This is a genomic window from Candidatus Kryptobacter tengchongensis (assembly GCF_001458555.1).
GTDB classification, from domain to species: Bacteria; Bacteroidota; Ignavibacteria; order Kryptoniales; family Kryptoniaceae; genus Kryptonium; species Kryptonium tengchongense.
Window position 1 is genome coordinate 15,098 of sequence record NZ_CZVH01000032.1, and the last position, 15,781, is coordinate 30,878.

The following is a 15,781-nucleotide window of genomic DNA, read 5'->3' on the forward strand; positions in this document are numbered from 1 at the left end:
TGGAAATGTTAAGTGCTTTTTTAACCAATATAAGAAAAATTGAAATAAAGGATGTTAAAATTCCAGAGCCGATGGATGGTGAGGTTATTGTTAGAGTTAGGTCCGCCCTTACATGTGGAACAGATTTGAAAATGTATCTTCGGGGACATCCAAAATTTAAATTCCCAATGCTTTTCGGGCATGAGTGTTCAGGTGTTATCTATAAGGTTGGAGCTGGAGTTAAAAATTTCAAAGAAGGTGATGAAGTAATGTTTGCAAATTCCGCCTCTTGTGGTGAGTGCTATTATTGTAGAAGAGGGGATGAAAATTTATGTGTTAATTTGTTTGAAGGTATCTTTTTGGGGGCGTATTCCGAATTTGCCAAAGTCCCAGCGAGAATTGTCAAGAAGAATATGTTTATAAAACCAAAAAATTTATCCTTCACCCAGTCGTCTTTTCTTGAACCAATTTCGTGTGTGATGAACGGAATAAGAAATTTAAATATCCGAGAGGGGGACTCAGTTTTGGTAATTGGTGATGGAGCTATCGGATTAATGTTTACACTTGCGATAAAAAAATTTTTTAATGTTAATCTCATCGTCGCAGGAAGACACAAAGAAAGACTTGATATTGCATTAAACTTTGGGGCAGACGAAATTATAAATGTATCAGAGTTTAGCCTCTTTGATAGGTTAAGGGAAATTACATCGGGTATAGGACCTAATTTAGTTATTGAATGCACAGGAAAGCCAGAGGTATGGGAAGAAAGCGTTGAACTTGTTGCAAAAGGTGGAATGGTAATTTTATTTGGTGGTTGTCCAGCTGGGACGAAAGTAAATTTTGATGCAACGAGAATTCACTATGATCAAATAACGATCAAAGGAGTCTTTCATTTCACATCACAAGATGTGCGAAAAGCTTACGAGTTTTTATGTGATAATTCAGATGAATTAACTCGTCTCATAAGTGGGAAATATCGCATTGTTCATATTCATGAGGTATTTGAAAAACTATCACGAAGGGAAGGTATAAAATATGAAATTGAATTTTAATGATTTTTCAACTTTATTAGAAAATCTACTAATGCAATATTCAAAATAATTAAAGAGAAGGCATATAAAAAATCCTCAATCGGTATCGTTAGAACTCTAATTCCTAATATTGCGTTTTCGTTATACCAGACGATCGGTTCAGCTGTAAATGAACCCGTGAGTGTTCCATTTACGATTAAAAACGGGAATAACAAAATGAGATACGAGATCGCGAATTCTTTGGCAAATTTTATGATGTTTGTGCGATATAAGAACAGTGTAAAGAGTGAGCTAATCAAAGTGACGAAACCCACTAATTTTGTATATATTTTGGACTGGAAAATGAAAAAAATTGAAGCCATTAAAATTAGAAGTAGGGGTAAAAGATGTATATTGGAAGTCAACTTTGAAATTTTAAGCACCTTCCAAAGGGCAAGATGTGTAAAAACACAAGCAAAGGGTATACATATAAAGAAAAGATATTCTTCAATAGGAAGGTTTAGTATCTTAATGCCTGTTATATATTTCTCGTTAAATCCCCAAAGTTTTGCACCCACAAATATATAGTCCCAAATTATAAATGGTAGCATCACAATTAAATTGGCGATAAAAATAAATGGAAATTTTTTGTGGAGATTAATTTTCTTGTGGAATCCCGAGATAAAAGGAATTATGATAGACGATATGTCAAGGAATAAATACAAATATGTTTTATTATTCATATCGCATTTGATTTCTTTAATGAGAGTTTGTAATACTTAATTGGGAAAAGATAAACGAACCCGAAGCATTCTGAGTTATCCTTTTCTAAGTTTTTATGATGTTGTTTATGTGCTCTTATAACCGCAAGAAAATAAAAATTTTTAGGATTCTTAAATATGTTTATCCTCCTGTGAGATAAGACATCATGCATAGTGAAATACGCGAATCCATAAATGGTCATTCCGATCCCAATACTCAAAATTAATTTATTCCCAGACTTAAATCCTAAATATAGCAATGCTATACTAACCAGTGCAAAAAATAAAACAAAAATGTCATTTTTTTCTAAGCCTTTCTTGGGATATTTTTTGTGATGATCCTCGTGTAAAACCCATAGAAAACCATGCATTACATATTTATGGATCAGCCAAACAATTGGTTCCATAAGTAAAAATACGACGATTGAAGTTAAAAATATCTCCATCATTAGATTAACCCATATTTTTGTTTTTAATAAAGTTAAAAAGATAACTTTTGAAACTTTCTACAGATCTTTCAACATCAAAAAGCTTAGAGATGTCATTTAGCAAACCTTTCCTTCTAATATCTATCAGATTTTCAATTATTTCATTTATCCTTGTTTTGTTCTGGGGGTTATATAACACGCCCAGACCCTTTTTATGAATTTGATAAGAAAACCAATACTGTTCAATATGGGAAGGTATGGTTATAGAGGCTACGCCCTTACTTAAAAAAGAATACACGGTTCCATTTCCGCCGTGACATACTACAACATCAATATAGTCAGCAATTTGTCTGATATTAGCGAACTTTATCCTTTGAGCTCCATCTATGCGCAGAGAAAAAGATGATTCACCAAGTAATATGACATTATACGTTTTTGTTAAGTTGATCTTTTCAAGAAACAAAAAATTTTTTATATCTCCGCTACTTCCCAAAGTTATCAAAATGTTCGGTTTATTTTTATAGAATTTAACCTTTTCCGTTTTCACATCATTGAGATTGTAATAAATAGGGCCAATAACTTTGGTTTTTTTGTTTTTGACTATAGGAAAAATTTCCTCGGGATCAAGCAAAAAAACTTCATCGCCCTCAAATTCATCAAAGAGATGGTGTTTCTCGCTTAAAGTGTATTGATTTCTAATAAATCTAAAAGGTGCGTGAAAATTTCTAAGATATATGTCTTCACCCCTTTTAAATATTTCAGACCTTTTGGGCTCTGGGATTAGCTTATAAAGCAAAGAAATGAAAAGTTTAGGCTTGATATTTAAATAACTTATATCTGTATGTCTTTCAGCGAAATATCTAGTCATATAAGTATTTACAAGTGAAATGTGTGGCACACCTAAATATTCACAGGAAATTGAGGTAAAAATGTTGGAGTCAGATATTACTAAATCTGGGTTAATTTCCTTTATTGCTGAAGTCAAATACTTAAAATTTGAAAGGATATTCTGTTTATTTATCCATGAAAAATCTGAAAGCTTAACTTTGCTGAGAATATCATTATCCTGATTGTGAATTATACGATAATAAAAACCGTGTTCTGCTACAAAGCTTATATATTCTTTAGAAATTAAAAATGTCACCTGAAATTGTTCCTTTAGAGATTTAGCTATTGTTAAGCATCTTCCCACATGAGAAAGGAGGTTAAATGGAACTATAAGAATTTTCATAGGTTTTGTAACCTTAAAATTTTTACTTTAATAATGCTTATTAGAGCTATGAGAATTTTCCGAAAATTTGAAATTCTAATTCTTTTTCTCCAGAGCACTTCAATTGGGCTTTTTCTAATCTTTTTTAAAAGTGAGTAGTAATATAAATAGGCAACAAAAACGCCTAACTTAGCCTCTTTAGGCAGCTTTTGTATTCCTCGCAATGCAAATCTTAATTCATCTTGAATGTCATCTATGATAGTTTTTAATTCTTTTTCGTCTAAGGTTTTTAAATCAAGTTTATTAAAATATCTTCGTTTAAGAATAAAGTTGTCGTATCTTATGTCTCTTAAGAAGTTTATTTTCTGAAAAGCTGACCCAAGTTTAATTGCATGCTCCTTAAGTTCATAGTATAGTTTACTATCGCCATTAGTAAAAACGGTTAAACACATAAGCCCGACTACTTCTGCAGAACCATAGATATAATTCTTCAAAATATCTTTTGAATAGTCGCTAATGTAAAGATCCATTTCCATACTTTTGAAGAATGCCTCTATAAGTTCGGTATCAATTTTATATTTGTTTACGGTTTTCTGAAAACTATTTAAGATAGGATTCAAACTAAATTTTTCATTAATTGCGCGGTATGTTTGTTCTTTAAATTCGTAAAGAAGTTTATGTTTATCTTTGTCATGAAATGTATCAACTATTTCATCTGCTAATCTAACGAATCCGTAAATTGAATATATATCCTTTCTTATTTTCCTATCCAGCAAAAATATCCCAATTGAAAAAGAAGTTGTATATAAATTTGTAATAATTTTACTACATTTTTCGGAGAATCTATCGTAGATTTCGTAATAGTTCATATCTCATCCTTATTTTTTATTATGAAGTCTGAAACAATGGTGCCAGAGATTATAGACGGTGGAACACCCGGTCCTGGTACGGTCGTATGACCAGCGTAAAATAGATTTTTTATTTTTCTGTTTCTAATCTTAGGCTTAAAAATAGCAGTTTGAAACAAGGTGTTTGCTAACCCATAACAATTTCCCTTGTAAGCGTTGTAATCTTTCATAAAGTCACTTGGACCATAAGAGATAAAAAATTCAATAGAGTCTTTTATTTTCTCACCAACTAAATTTTCAAATTTTTCAATTGCAAAGTTAAAGTACCTCTGCTTTATTTCTTCGTCTTCTTTGAGCCCAGGGGCAAGAGGTATGAAAAAATATATACATTCTTTGCCTTCTGGAGCTAATTCAGGTTCTGTTTGTGATGGAAGGTTTACATAAATTTGAGGTTTGGGTGGAAACTCAGGTTTTTTATAAATACTATTTATGTGTGCTTCAAAGTTTTCGTCAAAAAATAGTATATGATGTGGTAGTTTTGGTAATTTCTTTTTTAACCCAACATAGAATAAAATTCCAGACGGGGTATACACTCTGCTTTCCCAGTACTTTGGGGGATAGTTTCGATATTCTATATCAAGTAAACTCTCAGAATGATGGTAATCTGAAGTGGCTATTACTATATCTGCTTTTATCTTTTCTTTATCTACTATGACACCATTAACTTTATTTCCGCGAACAATTATCTTTTGAACGGGCGCCTCAAAATTAAATTGAACACCTGCAGATATAGCGAGTTTATATAGTGAATCAACCACGCTTTTGAAACCTCCTTTTGGATACCAGGTTCCTAATTTGATATCCGCGTAATTCATTATAGAATAAAGAGCAGGTAGCTCTTCTGGGTTTCCTCCTAAAAAAATTAAAGGGAAACGCAATATGGCAATTATCTTTTCGCTTTTAAAATTTTTTCTGATGTATCTCTGAAAACTGCTGAAAAGGTTGAGTTTTAAAACGTTTAACAAAAACTCTTTATTTAAATACTCAGATAAGGCTAAATTAGGATAGTATATAAACTTGTTAACACTTAAATTATATTTCTTTTCAGCTTCACTCAAAAACTTGAGGAACTTTTGAGAAGAACCTGGTTCTATTTTATTAAATAATTCAATAATTTGAGCAAGCTCTACAGGAAGATCTACATAGTCGTTTTCGGCGAAATAAACTCTATATGAAGGATTTAACCTTATTAGTTCATAAAAATTTGAAGGCGTAGTGTTAAATCTATTAAAAAACTTTTCAAATACATCTGGCATCCAGTACCATGTAGGACCCATATCAAACTTGAAACCATTGTACTCTAAAGAGCGAGCTCTGCCCCCTGGAGATGAATTTTTCTCAAATACCTTCACTTTATATCCAGCGTTTGCAAGAATAATTGATGAAGCGAGACCAGAAAAAATCCAGAACCGATAATAATAACTTCTAATGGCATAGGAAAATAAATTTTGTTTAACAGAAAATACGAATTTGTTAAACAAAAAACAAATAAAAACAGGAACAATATTAAAAATTAGAGAGAGTAGTTAGGCAAGCTCATAGATGAATTTTTTAAATTCACCTATGTCGGTAAATATATTTAAGTTTCTTCTCTTTGGAAATGATATATTTTTAACTTGTCTGCCTATGATCATAATAGGTTTCTGAGTTGAGAGTAAGGCTTCTATTATCTCGTTTAATGTTTTGCTATCTATCGGGGCAACGAAAGAGGTCAATAGATAGTTAATGTTAGGTAATTTTCGGGTTAATAAAATTATATCTTGAATTGGAGTTGCCTGACCTAAATATATAACTTTATGACCGCATTTTTGTATTATATATCTTGCTAATAGTAAACTAACTTCATGAAGCTCGTTCTCGCATAAAAACAACAAAAATAAAAGAGGCTTTTTTCTTTTAATATCTTGTTTTTCGTTTTTTATGATGGCTTCTCTTATAATGTTTACAAATATGTGTTCTTCCCCTGGACAGATGGTTTCAGATTGCCAGAATAAACCAATTTTTTCAAGAATTGGTATCAAAATTTCCTCATAAATTTTCTCTAAACCGTAGGAATTAATGGCTTCGGCAAGCAATTTTTCAAATTCGTCAATGTTTATTTCAATTATACTTGATATAAACTTCATAAAACTCGCTTTTAAAATATCTTGTTTGGCTATCTCATTAATTTTTTGATTTAGTTGTCTCTCTGAAAGTGCAGCTATATTTGAGATCTTTAAACCTTGATGATACAAGAATGATATATTTAGCATTTTTTTAAATTCGTTTATATCATAATATCTGATATTTCTAGAACCACGTTTGGGATTAAGTATTTTATATCTTTTTTCCCATATCCTTATGGTACCGGCTTTTATTCCAGTAGCTATTTCAAGGTCAGCTATAGAAAATTTATTCTTTAGGAGCATGTGTATAATTTTGTGATTAGTTTTTGATCTTTATTAAATTAATTAAAAAAAATTTTAATTATGAAAGTTGCGAAATTATACGACTTTGGAGATATAAGGATAGAGGAAATGGACCTGCCGGATATAAATTCTGACGAAATGCTTGTAAAGGTTAAAGCCTGTGGGATTTGTTCAAGTGATACGATGAAGTGGTATGTGAAAAAGAAAGCACCTATTGTGATAGGACATGAGATCAGCGGTGTTGTTGTTGAAGTCGGGGAAGATGTTGATAAGTTCAAACCGGGTGATAGAGTATTTGTCCATCATCACGCCCCTTGTATGGAATGCAGATATTGTAAAAGGGGGAATTATGTTATGTGTGATGTATGGAAAAACTCAAAAATAATACCTGGAGGGATTGCAGAATTTATCAAAGTTCCAAATGTCAATCTCAGAAATGATACATTGAAGTTGCCTGACCATCTTTCATTTGAAGATGGCGCAATTGTTGAGCCAGTGGCTTGTTCTGTTAAGGCTTTTAAAAGAGCGGGTGTGAAGAAAGGTGATTATGTTGTCATTCTTGGACTTGGATTTATGGGACAGGTGAATGTAAAACTTGCGAAATTTTACGGAGCTGAGCTCACAATTGGAGTTGATAAAGTAAAATATCGGCTTGAAAAGGCAATTGAAAATGGCGCCGATTATGTTATTGATTTTTCAAATGAAAGTGTGAAGGAAAAAGTCTTTGAAATTACAGGAGGTTACGGTGCTGATGTCGTCATAGTTGGACCAGGGACAATTGAAGCAATTTATTCAGGACTTGAGATCGTTGCAAAGGGAGGGAAACTTGTTTTATTTACACCAACCCCTGATGATGCAATACTTGAAATAAAACCATATGAAGTTTATTTCAAGGAAATTTCAATAATCCCAAGCTATTCCGCTGGTCCGGATGATACGGTTGAAGCTCTGGAATTAATAAGCAAGGGGATAATAAAAGCTGAAAAATTTGTCACCCATAGATTTAAAATAGAAAATACGCTTGATGCTTTTATGTTAACTGCAAGCGCTGGAGAATCTTTGAAGTGCATGATCGTCTTTGATTAAAATTTTATATTGATGTTTTCAACTGTCCATCTTGCCCTGACCTTTACAGTATCTGGGTAAATGGTAAACCTTTCTGATGGCGTAAATGGAAAGACTCTCCCATAGTCATATTTCCCGTTTCCGTTTGAGTCAATGAAAGCTTCAATTAAGTATCTACCCTGCGGGATTTGGTCAATGGTAAATTTTGAGTTGCATTTTGTTCTTGTGATATATTTTTTACCTTTTGAAGTTTCAACTGCTGTGACAATAACTTGTGAGTCTGTATCTTCACAGATGATATTTCCTTCAATCGTTCCCCAAGTTGATGGGTCAACGGTTTTAAAGGATAATACCAAGGTATCTTTTTGAAGGTTGTTATCAATATCGCTGAGGTTAAAAATTTTAAGTATATAAACTCCGTTTGGTTTAAGTTCAGCGTCGGGTTCAACTGTGAGTTTGTTTAAATTTTGTTCAATTTTAATTTTTAGCTCATTTCCGATTGAGTCAATAAGTTTTGCTTTTGATTCTGGATTCAAAAAATCATCAAAGAGAAGTTTGATTTCGGGTTTAAGGTTTACATCAGTTTCATCTTGCGATGGGATTGAGAAAATTAAAGATGGTGCTGTTGTATCGGGCAAAAATCCATTTGAAATTTCATGAATGTATGTATCAAGTTCATTTCCAGCAAGATCTGTAATCCCTGAAAGAGTTAATTTATACTTATTTGTGGGGTTAAGCTTCTCGGATAGAATTAGAATTAATTTACTGCTATCGGGGTAAATTTGTGATATGACTGGAATAGTTTGAGTATCATTTTTTGCAATTTTTATTGAGGCGCTTTCCGGGTTTATCTTTTCTGAAAACTTTAGAAGTATATGAGAGTTATCAACCACATTCACCGATGAGACAAATGGTTTGCTTGTGTCTTCAATTGTGGTCTTAAAAATTATATTTGATAAACTTTGGTTCTGCGGTAAGATTTCAATGTCTTTCCAAAAGACCCCATATTCGTCATCGGTGGGATTATATAAAAGATTTTTCATCTTATCGTTTATTGCGAACAGTCTGTATTTGCCAAATCTGATGAATTGAAACTTGAAGTTTCCATCTTTTCCTGCTTGAGTTACATAGTCAGGCTTCGTATGAAGCGGGGAAAGTGTATCTGGGTTTATTCCATCAATTTTGTATGCAAAAACCATGAAGTTTCCTTTTTGTGTGAATATTTTTCCTTCAATTGAGCCAGAATCAATAACAGAACCAGTTGAAAATGCAAGTGTAAATGATTCATTCATCTTATTTCCAGCATTTAAATCTTTAATCTCTGTTCCAAAAGTTATAACATAAGTTGTGCTATCTTTAAGTTTTTCTGGAAAAATTATCCTTAATCTTCTCCCTGACCATTTGTATTTGATTTCGCCATTGATATATGGAGAGATGTAAATTGCATCTTGAGCCGAGCGTTTATCAATATATTCGCTGAATTCAACTTCAACATGATTATCTTTGAAATTAACTGTGCCATTTTTGGGATAAGTTTTTATTATCTCCGGTGGTGTTGTATCAGGTGGACCGCCAGATGGTGGAACTTGTGTTGCGCATCCGATGAGAATTAGGACGAAGGTCAGGTAAAGAAGTTTATCCATTTTTTGTTAATGCAGGTTATGTTGAACTTTTGAAAAAATTTAAAAACTTTTTAAAATAGAAAAAAATAAAGTTTCATAAACGACCATGAAAATTCAATTTCTTTACTTTTCCGATTGCCCCAATCATGAACAAGCGAGAAAAAATTTGTATGAAGCGATAGAAAAGGCGAAAATAAAAAATTATCACATTGAGGAAATTGAGATCAAAACGGAGGAAGAAGCTTTAAAGTATAAATTTCCTGGTTCTCCAACTATAAGAGTTAATGGTGTTGATGTTGATCCGTTTTATATGGATAACGGAAATTATGGTTTAATGTGTCGGGTTTATAGAATTGGAGGAAAATTTTTGGGCGCACCGACCGTTGAGATGATTAAAGAAGCTCTTGAAGATGCAAGCTTTTATGAAGGTATAAAAGAAGTTGGTGGATGTTGTTAAAACAATTATGAATTTGAACTTGCCCGAAAACGGAAAATTTGAAACATACGGAAAAGTTAAATCAATTTCTGAATTTTATGATGAACTTTCTGAAGATTATGCAGATATGATTGAGTTTTCGGCAAAGGTTGAAAGTGAAAGGGAAATTTTTGAAAACATTGTTAGTGAGTATAAAATTAAAAGATGTCTTGACGCTGGTTGTGGGGTTGGACTTCATTCAATAATTCTTTCAAAACTTGGGGTTGATGTGGTTGGGATAGATATTTCGGCGTCAATGATTGAGAAAGCAAGGGAATTTGCTCAAATGTTTGGAGCGTCCGCAAAGTTTGAGGTTCTTGATTTTTCAACGATAAGAGATAATTACAGGGAAGAATTTGACCTCGTTTTGTGTCTTGGTAATACACTCCCACACTTTCTAAACGAAAAAGATTTGTTGGTTGCATTGCGAAATTTTTACAATGTCTTGAGAGGTGATGGCGTTCTGATACTTCAGATTTTAAATTACGATAAAATTATGGAAATGGAAGAAAGGATAATAAGTGTTCGTGAGACATCGGATAAAATTTTTGTGCGCTTTTATGACTTTGAGCCAACGATAATTGGCTCACCAAGTTTAAGGGTCTTTGAGATAAGAAGGGACTTTCTAAAGTTTAATGTTTTAGTGGTTGATAAAACGAAAAATTATGCATATAAACTTGTAACGACGAGGATAAAGCCTATAAGAAGTGAAGAGTTGTGTAAGAAACTTCACATGGTTGGGTTTAAGAGCGTTGAAATTTTTGGGGATCTTTTTAGAAATGAATTTAAATCTGAAGTTTCAAAAAATATCGTCATCTTTGCGCAGAAAGTTAAACGAGAATAAAATTTTATGTAGGGTATGATAATTTTCCCAAGGGAACACGGTTCGTGGGCGATTTTATTTATCCCTTTTTTGATAGGTGCGAAAATTGGCGGTGGATTTGATGTAAAGATGCTTCTTTTTCTTATCTCTGTTCTTTCAATTTTTCTTTCTTATCAGCCAGCGTTGATGCTTGCTAAATCAAAATTAAAAGTTTCATCTGAAAATGTAAGGGATGCGTTAAATTCACTTTTCGTTTTTTTACCATTTGTTTTTGTTTCATCTGCTGTTTTGGTTTTTTATTACAAACTTTATGGGTTGCTTATCTTTGGGGCGATTGGCGCAACGGCGTTTTTAGTTCAGTTATACCTTGCGAGATTAAATCTTGACAAGACGCAGGGTGGGCAACTTTTTGCAATGAGCATACTTGTTATGACTGCTCCATCTGCCTATTATGTCGGGGTTGGCAAATTTGATTTAATCATGGTTCAACTTTACTTTTTGAACCTTATGTTTTTCGGGAGTGGAATTATTTATGTTAGGATGAAAATATCGGCGCTTGCAACGAAGAGAGATAAATTCACACTTAACGAAAAACTTTTCATAGGTAGATACAACATTGCATATCATGTTGCCATTTTATTTCTTGTTGTCGTTCTTTTTATTCGTGGTTCAATAGGTCTTTTAATTTTCGCTGGATTTTTGCCCGTGATAATTCATTCAATTATGGGGACATTTATGCTTGAGAGAAAGGTGGTATTTAAACGGCTTGGGTGGATTGAGACGGTTTATTCAATTTTATTTGCAGTTATGATGATCGTTGAGTTCGGTAAAAGTTTGCCCAAATAGTTTTTCGTAACAATCTTTGCAGAATGAGGAAGTTTTTATATCAACTTCTTCAATGGATGTTGATGGGTGCATGACGCATAGATAATTTTCACAATGTAAAAGCCCAAAGTTATGCCCAAGTTCATGAACTGCTTCTTTTAGAAGTCGTTCCTCCGTCAATTTTCTGTTCTCTGGCAGACCGTAGGCGATTTCGTTTAATCTGAGGGTAGACACAATTGAAACCTTTCCCCCAAGCTGTGCCTCTCCAAATACATAAGTTAAAACTGGGATGAAGAGATCAACCGAAATTATGCCAAGAACTTTTCCGTTAAAATTTTTGTATTTTTCCGAGAGCGCTAAAATTATTTTTGTTGAATTAAATTGAGAGCGTGAACTATCATAAGCAAATGATAAATTTATGTGATTCGTATTGTCAAGCAGGACATCGCATTTGAAAATTTCTTTGAGTGGTGAAACGAGCGTAAGCGCGAGTGCGAAATCAACGGGATAGATTGGGGCTATGAGGATTTTGTTTGATTTTGATGAAGACATAAGATTTTCAGGTAACCCTGTTTCTCTTCAGGTTATATTTTTCAATTTTATTGTAAAGTGTAACTCTGTCTATGCCAAGTATTTTCGCAGATTGAGTTATGTTCCAGTTTGTTTTGCTCAAAATTTTAAGTATATGCGCTTTTTCAACTGCTTCAAGTGTTTCATCTTCTGGTTGTTCTTCTTCAGTTAATTGAATTGGTAAATCCTGCGGTTTGATTGCCGGGGGTTTTGCAAGAACCATTGCTCTTTCAATGGCATTTTTTAGTTCTCGGACATTTCCTGGCCAGTCGTATCTTATTAGGATATCCATTGCTTCGGGTGAAATTTCGGTTATGGGTTTGTGCATCATCGTTGCATATTTTTTAAGATAGTAATTTGCTATAAGAGGAATGTCGGTTCTTCTTTCTCTTAACGGTGGAATGAAGATTGTGAAAACATTAAGACGGTAGTAAAGGTCTTCTCTGAATCGCCCTTCTTTAACTGCTTGTTCAAGGTCTGAATTCGTTGCGCATATAACTCTGAAGTCACTTGTTATTACCTCATTCCCGCCAATTCTTGTGAATTGTTTTGTTTCAAGGACACGAAGAAGTTGAACTTGCATTTTTAGGCTTATGGTTCCAACCTCGTCAAGGAAAATTGTTCCTCCGTCAGCGAGTTCAAATTTACCTTTTCTTCTGTAGAGGGCATCTGTGAAAGCTCCTTTTTCGTGTCCAAAGAGTTCCGATTCAAGGAGTGTATCTGGGACTGCTCCGCAATTTACCGAAATAAACGGGAAAAATCTTCTCGGGCTATGTGCATGGATTAATCTTGCAACAAGTTCTTTCCCAGTTCCACTTTCACCCCTTATCATTACAGTTGTATTTGTTGGGGCGACTGTTTTTGCAAGTTCAATTACTTTTTTAATCTGCGGGCTTTCGCCGATAAGTTCCTCTTCCATCAGGAGTTCGGATACATGTTCACGCAGTTTAATGTTTTCATCTGTTAACTTTTTCTGTTTAAGGGCGTTTTTAACGAGGTGCGATAGATAGTCTGGATCAATTGGCTTTGTAACATAATCGTAAGCTCCCTCTTTAAGGGCTTGAACTGCTGTGTCAACCGATGCGAAGGCGGTGATTATTATAATTATGGCGTTCGGGTCAATTTCCTTTATTCTTTTTTGAAGTTCAAGCCCATTCATCCCAGGCATTTTGATGTCAATGAAAACTATATCCCAGGGTCCCTCATTCATAAGTTTAAGTGCTTGTGCTGCGTTTTCAGCAACTCCAACTTTATATCCATCTTGGGTAAACCATTTTGATAGTGAATCTCTGACGATGAATTCATCATCAACAATTAAAATGCTAAATTTTTTCATCATAGTTGATGTTTGGTTTTTTTGGTAATGTGACTGTAAATGTTGTTCCGTGATTTACTTTTGATTCAACGCTTATTTTACCCGCATGCCTTTCAACGATTCCATATACAACCGCAAGGCCAAGTCCTGTTCCTTTACCTTCTTTTTTTGTTGTGAAGAATGGTTCAAATATGTGTGGTAGAATTTCTTCAGGTATCCCGACACCGGTATCTATCACCTTAATTTGAATTTTATCGCTGTTAATTTCTTTAAGTTCAATTTTTAAGGTTCCGCCATCTGGCATTGCCTCAATTGAGTTGATCTCCATTGCGATAAGCATTTGTTCAATTTGTTGAGCATCGCAAAAAATAAACACGGGGTTTTCAGGAATATCAAGTTCAAGTTTTATGTTATTCATTTGAAGGTGATGGGAGATCAAATTAACACTTCTTTTTATTACCTGACATATATCTTCATCTTTAAATTCCCCGACCTTTTGTTTTGAGAATAGGAGAAGATTTTTAACTATGTTACCGCACCTTGCTGTTTCATCAATTATTATTGAAAGTTCGTTCAAAATTTCTTCTTTCTCATCTTCGTTAATTTTCTCATTTTGAAGTTTTCTTTTTAAAAGTTTCGCATATGTAAGGATTCCTTCAAGAGGATTATTAAGTTCGTGTGCAACGGTTGCGGAAAGCTTTCCAAGCGAAGCCATTTTTTCAATCTGCAACATATAAGCATGGGCTCTTTGGAGTTCGGCTGTCTTCTCATTGACTTTTTGTTCAAGGGTTTTAGCCCAGTTTAAAAGTTCTTCATGTGCCTGCTTAAGCCTTTCGGTCATTTTATTGAAAGATTCGGCGAGCAATCCAATTTCATCCTTTGATGAAAGATCAAGTCTGAAATCAAGATTTCCATTCATTATCTCCCTTGTTCCGTATGTTAATTTCCTTAACGGGATATTAACAAATTTCCAAATGAAAATGAGAACAAAAATTGAAATTATAAGAAGCATCGCAATTCCGCTTGCGTATTGGATCTTGGTAAGTTTCTCTATATTCCTTCGCATATCTTTGAGTGAGATCATTACATCAAAGACGCCAAGTATTGTTTGTTCTTTTTTGTGCGCATGGCAATTGGCATTGTAACATGATTCTTCGTTTTTTATCGGATTTATAGCCCCAAGGACCTCATATCCGTCGGTTGAGTGAAAAATGCGTGTAAGTTGTGTTGCTTCTGCGGGGACAGTTATTTTACCGCTGCGATGGCAGACATTGCAAGCTTCGCTTTCAACAGACATTACCTTGCCAACCTCATGAGGTATGGTTGAAAATGTTATCTCCCCACGCTTGTTGTATATCCTTATTACTTCAATCCCTGGTTGTTGACCAAGCATTTTTATTATCTGATAAATATCATCTCTGCGATTGTGAAGCATGCTATAGTGTGTAGCTCTTTTAATAAGATCGCTTGTTTTAAGGGCATTTTCCATTGATATTTGCAAACATTTCTGGGTCTGCCATCGTATGATCAAGGTTGAAAAAATACCCGTGATCCCCAAGATGAGTATGAAGATAAGGATAAAAAGCTTAAATGCTAAACTTTGAAAAATTTTCATCACAGTTAAGATTGAATGTTTGGTCTCATTTGTTTTATTTCAAATTCCGTGCCGTTTAAAAGTTTTTGTTTTTTAATCTTTTTTCATTCAAAGGATGGGTTTTATTTTCATTTTTGTCACAAAGCGAGTTCAAAAGATGGACAAAAGGTATTAATGGATTTCAAAAATTTTGCTTATAAGCGAAAGATATCGTTTTACCCCAAGCAAATCCTTCAGCGTTTCAATAATTTTCCCGCCATCTTGAAGTGTGGAAAATGAATCTGATTTAAGGAATTCAGAGATAAGTGAGAGAAGCTCGTTTTTAAAGATTTCAACTTTGTAATGGTGCAGATTTAAAAATTCAACTTTATTGTAAAATCCAGCTATTTTTTCAGATGTTTTTATTTTAAAAAGCCATCCTGCGAAATATGGGTCTTTATTTGCGATGTCGGGATTTTTTAGCAGTGTTCTATTTATTTCAAAGAGCTCGCCTTGAACAGGCGAGCGAATTGTTATAATCCCATCCCTGTGCATTGTCCATGCACAGGGAGTTCTTTTCTTCACAAGTGAAGGAACATCAAGGAATATAAACTCAACAATCGGGGAAAAGAAATAAACGATTAAAGAACTTATCCCGACTATCACAAAGTCTTGTTCAAGCTTGACCCAGGTGTACGAACTTGTATAAAGTCTATCATCTGGAAATTCAAGCTTTGAGAGATTTTCAACAAATCGTGAAATAATATCAATAACTATGCGTTGACATGTGTTTTTCTCTTCAAGCATGG

16 protein-coding genes are annotated in these 15,781 nt (G+C 33.8%); 5 read left to right on the forward strand and 11 right to left on the reverse strand.

From position 1 onward, the window contains the following. The first annotated feature begins 5 nt into the window (after positions 1–5). Positions 6–1,031, forward strand: coding sequence for a zinc-dependent alcohol dehydrogenase (locus AT685_RS02940; RefSeq protein WP_072151487.1), 1,026 nt, complete (start codon positions 6–8; stop codon positions 1,029–1,031). On the opposite strand, the gene AT685_RS02945 is transcribed toward AT685_RS02940, so the two are convergent. From AT685_RS02945 to AT685_RS02970, 6 genes are all read right to left on the reverse strand, one after another. Further along, positions 1,028–1,732, reverse strand: coding sequence for a lycopene cyclase domain-containing protein (locus AT685_RS02945; protein ID WP_072151488.1), 705 nt, complete (start codon positions 1,730–1,732; stop codon positions 1,028–1,030). The genes AT685_RS02940 and AT685_RS02945 overlap by 4 nt on opposite strands. Next, positions 1,729–2,199 (reverse strand): sterol desaturase family protein, encoded by a 471-nt coding sequence (locus AT685_RS02950; RefSeq protein WP_320409067.1) that lies wholly within the window; start codon positions 2,197–2,199, stop codon positions 1,729–1,731. The genes AT685_RS02945 and AT685_RS02950 overlap by 4 nt, the downstream gene beginning before the upstream one ends. Positions 2,200–2,203: 4 nt before the next feature. Further along, complete coding sequence (locus AT685_RS02955) at positions 2,204–3,409, reverse strand: glycosyltransferase (RefSeq protein ID WP_072151489.1); 1,206 nt, start codon at positions 3,407–3,409, stop codon at positions 2,204–2,206. Then, positions 3,406–4,257, reverse strand: a complete 852-nt coding sequence (locus AT685_RS02960) for a phytoene/squalene synthase family protein (RefSeq protein WP_072151490.1) — start codon at positions 4,255–4,257, stop codon at positions 3,406–3,408. The genes AT685_RS02955 and AT685_RS02960 overlap by 4 nt, the downstream gene beginning before the upstream one ends. Next, a complete protein-coding gene (locus AT685_RS02965) occupies positions 4,254–5,726 on the reverse strand; it encodes a phytoene desaturase family protein (protein WP_420021840.1) in 1,473 nt (490 codons plus the stop codon). Before AT685_RS02965 ends, AT685_RS02960 begins: the two co-directional genes overlap by 4 nt. A gap of 96 nt (positions 5,727–5,822) precedes the next feature. After that, the gene (locus tag AT685_RS02970) at positions 5,823–6,704 is read right to left on the reverse strand and encodes a MerR family transcriptional regulator (RefSeq protein WP_072151491.1); all 882 of its coding nucleotides are present in this window, start codon (positions 6,702–6,704) and stop codon (positions 5,823–5,825) included. A gap of 60 nt (positions 6,705–6,764) precedes the next feature. On the opposite strand from AT685_RS02970, the gene AT685_RS02975 reads away from it, so the two are divergent. Next, positions 6,765–7,790, forward strand: a complete 1,026-nt coding sequence (locus AT685_RS02975; protein ID WP_072151492.1) for an alcohol dehydrogenase catalytic domain-containing protein — start codon at positions 6,765–6,767, stop codon at positions 7,788–7,790. Here the strand turns inward: AT685_RS02975 and AT685_RS02980 are convergent. Then, positions 7,787–9,412, reverse strand: a complete 1,626-nt coding sequence (locus AT685_RS02980) for an Ig-like domain-containing domain (protein ID WP_072151493.1) — start codon at positions 9,410–9,412, stop codon at positions 7,787–7,789. The genes AT685_RS02975 and AT685_RS02980 overlap by 4 nt on opposite strands. 85 nt (positions 9,413–9,497) lie before the next feature. Here AT685_RS02980 and AT685_RS02985 point away from each other — a divergent pair, with 85 nt between their 5' ends. Genes AT685_RS02985 through AT685_RS02995 form a run of 3 tightly spaced genes read left to right on the forward strand, consistent with a single transcriptional unit; the run spans position 9,498 to position 11,535 of the window. Continuing rightward, complete coding sequence (locus AT685_RS02985) at positions 9,498–9,848, forward strand: DF family (seleno)protein (RefSeq protein ID WP_072151494.1); 351 nt, start codon at positions 9,498–9,500, stop codon at positions 9,846–9,848. Beyond that, complete coding sequence (locus AT685_RS02990; RefSeq protein ID WP_072151495.1) at positions 9,835–10,710, forward strand: class I SAM-dependent methyltransferase; 876 nt, start codon at positions 9,835–9,837, stop codon at positions 10,708–10,710. The genes AT685_RS02985 and AT685_RS02990 overlap by 14 nt, the downstream gene beginning before the upstream one ends. A gap of 15 nt (positions 10,711–10,725) precedes the next feature. Next, positions 10,726–11,535 carry a YwiC-like family protein gene (locus AT685_RS02995; RefSeq protein WP_072151496.1) on the forward strand — a complete coding sequence of 270 codons (810 nt, stop codon included), beginning with the start codon at positions 10,726–10,728 and terminating at the stop codon, positions 11,533–11,535. Here AT685_RS02995 and AT685_RS03000 read toward each other — a convergent pair. The 4 genes from AT685_RS03000 to AT685_RS03015 form a co-directional block, all read right to left on the reverse strand. Further along, the gene (locus AT685_RS03000) at positions 11,485–12,066 is read right to left on the reverse strand and encodes an archaemetzincin family Zn-dependent metalloprotease (RefSeq protein ID WP_072151497.1); all 582 of its coding nucleotides are present in this window, start codon (positions 12,064–12,066) and stop codon (positions 11,485–11,487) included. The two genes, AT685_RS02995 and AT685_RS03000, sit on opposite strands and share 51 nt — an antisense overlap. Before the next feature lie 7 nt (positions 12,067–12,073). Next, the gene (locus AT685_RS03005) at positions 12,074–13,423 is read right to left on the reverse strand and encodes a sigma-54-dependent transcriptional regulator (RefSeq protein ID WP_072151498.1); all 1,350 of its coding nucleotides are present in this window, start codon (positions 13,421–13,423) and stop codon (positions 12,074–12,076) included. Next, a complete protein-coding gene (locus AT685_RS03010) occupies positions 13,407–15,014 on the reverse strand; it encodes a sensor histidine kinase (protein WP_143713095.1) in 1,608 nt (535 codons plus the stop codon). Before AT685_RS03010 ends, AT685_RS03005 begins: the two co-directional genes overlap by 17 nt. 150 nt (positions 15,015–15,164) lie before the next feature. Further along, on the reverse strand, positions 15,165–15,779 hold the full coding sequence (locus tag AT685_RS03015) for a glycine cleavage system protein H (RefSeq protein ID WP_072151500.1): 615 nt from the start codon (positions 15,777–15,779) through the stop codon (positions 15,165–15,167). Between the last annotated feature and the right edge of the window lie 2 nt (positions 15,780–15,781).

What these genes read in the sequence shown, in the direction of transcription:
- AT685_RS02995 (WP_072151496.1), top strand. Translation starts at nt 10,726, where the DNA reads ATGATAATTTTCCCAAGGGAACACGGTTCGTGGGCGATTTTATTTATC.
- AT685_RS02985 (WP_072151494.1), top strand. Translation starts at nt 9,498, where the DNA reads ATGAAAATTCAATTTCTTTACTTTTCCGATTGCCCCAATCATGAACAA.
- AT685_RS02980 (WP_072151493.1), bottom strand. Translation starts at nt 9,412, where the DNA reads ATGGATAAACTTCTTTACCTGACCTTCGTCCTAATTCTCATCGGATGC.
- AT685_RS02940 (WP_072151487.1), top strand. Translation starts at nt 6, where the DNA reads ATGTTAAGTGCTTTTTTAACCAATATAAGAAAAATTGAAATAAAGGAT.
- AT685_RS02950 (WP_320409067.1), bottom strand. Translation starts at nt 2,199, where the DNA reads ATGATGGAGATATTTTTAACTTCAATCGTCGTATTTTTACTTATGGAA.
- AT685_RS02975 (WP_072151492.1), top strand. Translation starts at nt 6,765, where the DNA reads ATGAAAGTTGCGAAATTATACGACTTTGGAGATATAAGGATAGAGGAA.
- AT685_RS03015 (WP_072151500.1), bottom strand. Translation starts at nt 15,779, where the DNA reads ATGCTTGAAGAGAAAAACACATGTCAACGCATAGTTATTGATATTATT.
- AT685_RS03000 (WP_072151497.1), bottom strand. Translation starts at nt 12,066, where the DNA reads ATGTCTTCATCAAAATCAAACAAAATCCTCATAGCCCCAATCTATCCC.
- AT685_RS03005 (WP_072151498.1), bottom strand. Translation starts at nt 13,423, where the DNA reads ATGATGAAAAAATTTAGCATTTTAATTGTTGATGATGAATTCATCGTC.
- AT685_RS02960 (WP_072151490.1), bottom strand. Translation starts at nt 4,257, where the DNA reads ATGAACTATTACGAAATCTACGATAGATTCTCCGAAAAATGTAGTAAA.
- AT685_RS02955 (WP_072151489.1), bottom strand. Translation starts at nt 3,409, where the DNA reads ATGAAAATTCTTATAGTTCCATTTAACCTCCTTTCTCATGTGGGAAGA.
- AT685_RS02945 (WP_072151488.1), bottom strand. Translation starts at nt 1,732, where the DNA reads ATGAATAATAAAACATATTTGTATTTATTCCTTGACATATCGTCTATC.
- AT685_RS02970 (WP_072151491.1), bottom strand. Translation starts at nt 6,704, where the DNA reads ATGCTCCTAAAGAATAAATTTTCTATAGCTGACCTTGAAATAGCTACT.
- AT685_RS03010 (WP_143713095.1), bottom strand. Translation starts at nt 15,014, where the DNA reads ATGAAAATTTTTCAAAGTTTAGCATTTAAGCTTTTTATCCTTATCTTC.